The organism is Ferroacidibacillus organovorans (assembly GCF_001516615.1).
Classification (GTDB): domain Bacteria; phylum Bacillota; class Bacilli; order Alicyclobacillales; family SLC66; genus Ferroacidibacillus; species Ferroacidibacillus ferrooxidans_B.
Genome location: NZ_LPVJ01000015.1, coordinates 1 through 2,090, shown reverse-complemented (window position 1 = coordinate 2,090; position 2,090 = coordinate 1). Strand labels below are relative to the sequence as shown.

Below are 2,090 nucleotides of genomic sequence, written 5' to 3'. Positions count from 1 at the left end.
AAATCGAGGTCTGAGTTTCAATCCACGCACCCGCACGGGGTGCGACGTTATTGATGATGCTGCCGGCACTGTCGCCTTGTTTCAATCCACGCATCCGCACGGGGTGCGACTGCAGATGTTCCGGCAGGGTGTAGCGTGGGCTAAGTTTCAATCCACGCATCCGCACGGGGTGCGACTTCGATACTTTAAAGCCCTTGAATTTTTAGACTCCTTGTTTCAATCCACGCATCCGCACGGGGTGCGACCTTTTGCAAGTGATAAAAAGATCGCTATTTCATGTTTCAATCCACGCATCCGCACGGGGTGCGACTGTGGTACCTATGAACACTTTACCATACAGTTCTTTATGACCCAAAAATGCGAACCCCGATTAAAACGGATTCCCTGAACCAGTCTGCGTGGAAAAAATTGTGGTGGAGTGCTTAAAATACTGAGGTGCGAAAATCTAGGTAAATCAATGAGCACTATGGGTTCGCATCGATAATGAGGACACCTTCGGGGTCATACGTTTCCTTGGCACCAAAATGTTCAACACGCCTCTTCCAGTTACTTCCCAAAAAATAATATCGGAGACTGTCCGTTTTTGGATCTACAATTGCCTCCAATCGATGCTTTAATTGGGTGAATTGAGTGGGGTCAACAAGGCACTCGAAAACGGAGTTTTGAACTCTCTGACCGAAATTTTGACATTGCTTAGCAACATGACGCAAACGTTTTCTCCCTATTGGCGTCGACACATTCACATCATAAGTTATCAAGACCATCATAAGATACCCTCATTTCCAGAAAAATGGCGGATAGTCTTCGAGTTCACCTCGAATATGTCTGGCCAATAGCATCGACTGTACGTAGGGAATCAGCCCGAATGTAACTTTTTCACCTAAGTATGGATGAATCATTTCTTCCTGTTTGCGTTTCTGCCACGCGGTTAGTATCTCTTTCCTCGTTTTATCTTCCATCACTACAGCCCCGTTTTCCTTTGTAATGAATCCACTCGGGTCAATCTGGTTGCGATTCACGAGTGTCACGGCGAGCCTGTCTGCAAAGTGCGGTCGAAGCTCTTCCATTAAATCGAGTGCTAGACTTGCCCTCCCCGGTCTGTCACGATGCAAAAAGCCAGCTTGCGGATCCAAGCCAACACTCTCTAGTGCCGCAACGATTTCATGAGAAAGCAACGTATATAAAAAAGAAAGCAAGGCATTCATGCGATCAAGAGGTGGACGTCTGTTTCTCCCATTCAGACGGAAAGCATTTTTCTGACTAAGAATAAGTTGATTAAATCCGCTGAAATAAAGATTCGCGGCTTGACCTTCTATCCCCCTCACCGAATCCAGATTTTTCGCTATATCGAGTTGGCTAGCGAGACGTCCCAAATCCATCATAATATTACCTAGTAACTGGCTGTCGACAGAATTTGGATGATCACGAACTGCACGATGCAAAACTGCTCTACCATTTAAGATCTTTGCTACGATAAAGCGTTTCGCTAACCTTACCGATTCGACATCATCATCGGCCCATCGATACTGGTTCCTTCGCACAAAAATATTACCAGAAACCTTACCAGTGACGCGCCCCATAAATTTCCCGTATTCGGTCAGAAATGAAAGTGCCACACCTCGTTCACAACAGAGGTGCATGAGACCGGGACTTGCTCCCGCAAACCCAAAGCAGACGATCCCTTCGATGTTATGAATCGGAACTCGAAACTTTGTTTCACTTTCAATGCGTACAAGCACGTTTTCACCTTCGCAAGCCAAGTATGCTTCAGGCATTGTCACATAAAGAGTATTAAGGAGTTTTCTCAATCTTCCTCCACCACCGAATCAATCATCCGAGCCAGATATTCAGTCACTGGCCGATGGAATATGGTTAGACATGAGTTATGCAGTTGCTGTATAAATTTGGATCTCTATTTTTGTGTAAAGTTTATGAAATCACAATAAAACTATTGACATTTCTGGTACACCCCAAAAATCGACGAGAAGGCATCTAACGGCCTATCTCTTAGCGATGTGGGTGTGAACCATGGCTCGTTTATGTAAACCTGGATTCAAAGAACTCTCGTCCTTCAGTCGTGTGGGTGGCGC

At 45.6% G+C, this 2,090-nt stretch carries 2 protein-coding genes and 1 CRISPR repeat array; both genes read right to left on the bottom strand.

Annotated features, from left to right (window positions below; translation table 11 throughout):
* Positions 1-14: 14 nt before the first annotated feature.
* Positions 15-310: a CRISPR direct-repeat array (repeat unit 32 nt; unit sequence GTTTCAATCCACGCATCCGCACGGGGTGCGAC).
* A 154-nt stretch (positions 311-464) separates the two neighbouring features.
* Positions 465-764 (bottom strand): CRISPR-associated endonuclease Cas2, encoded by a 300-nt coding sequence (gene cas2 / locus ATW55_RS05365; RefSeq protein WP_336433214.1) that lies wholly within the window; start codon positions 762-764, stop codon positions 465-467.
* Between the two features lie 12 nt (positions 765-776).
* Positions 777-1,808, bottom strand: coding sequence for a type I-C CRISPR-associated endonuclease Cas1c (gene cas1c / locus ATW55_RS05360; protein ID WP_067713641.1), 1,032 nt, complete (start codon positions 1,806-1,808; stop codon positions 777-779).
* Between the last annotated feature and the right edge of the window lie 282 nt (positions 1,809-2,090).

Excerpts from the sequence above, each read along its gene's own strand:
- cas2 (WP_336433214.1), bottom strand. The coding sequence starts at position 764 with ATGGTCTTGATAACTTATGATGTGAATGTGTCGACGCCAATAGGGAGA.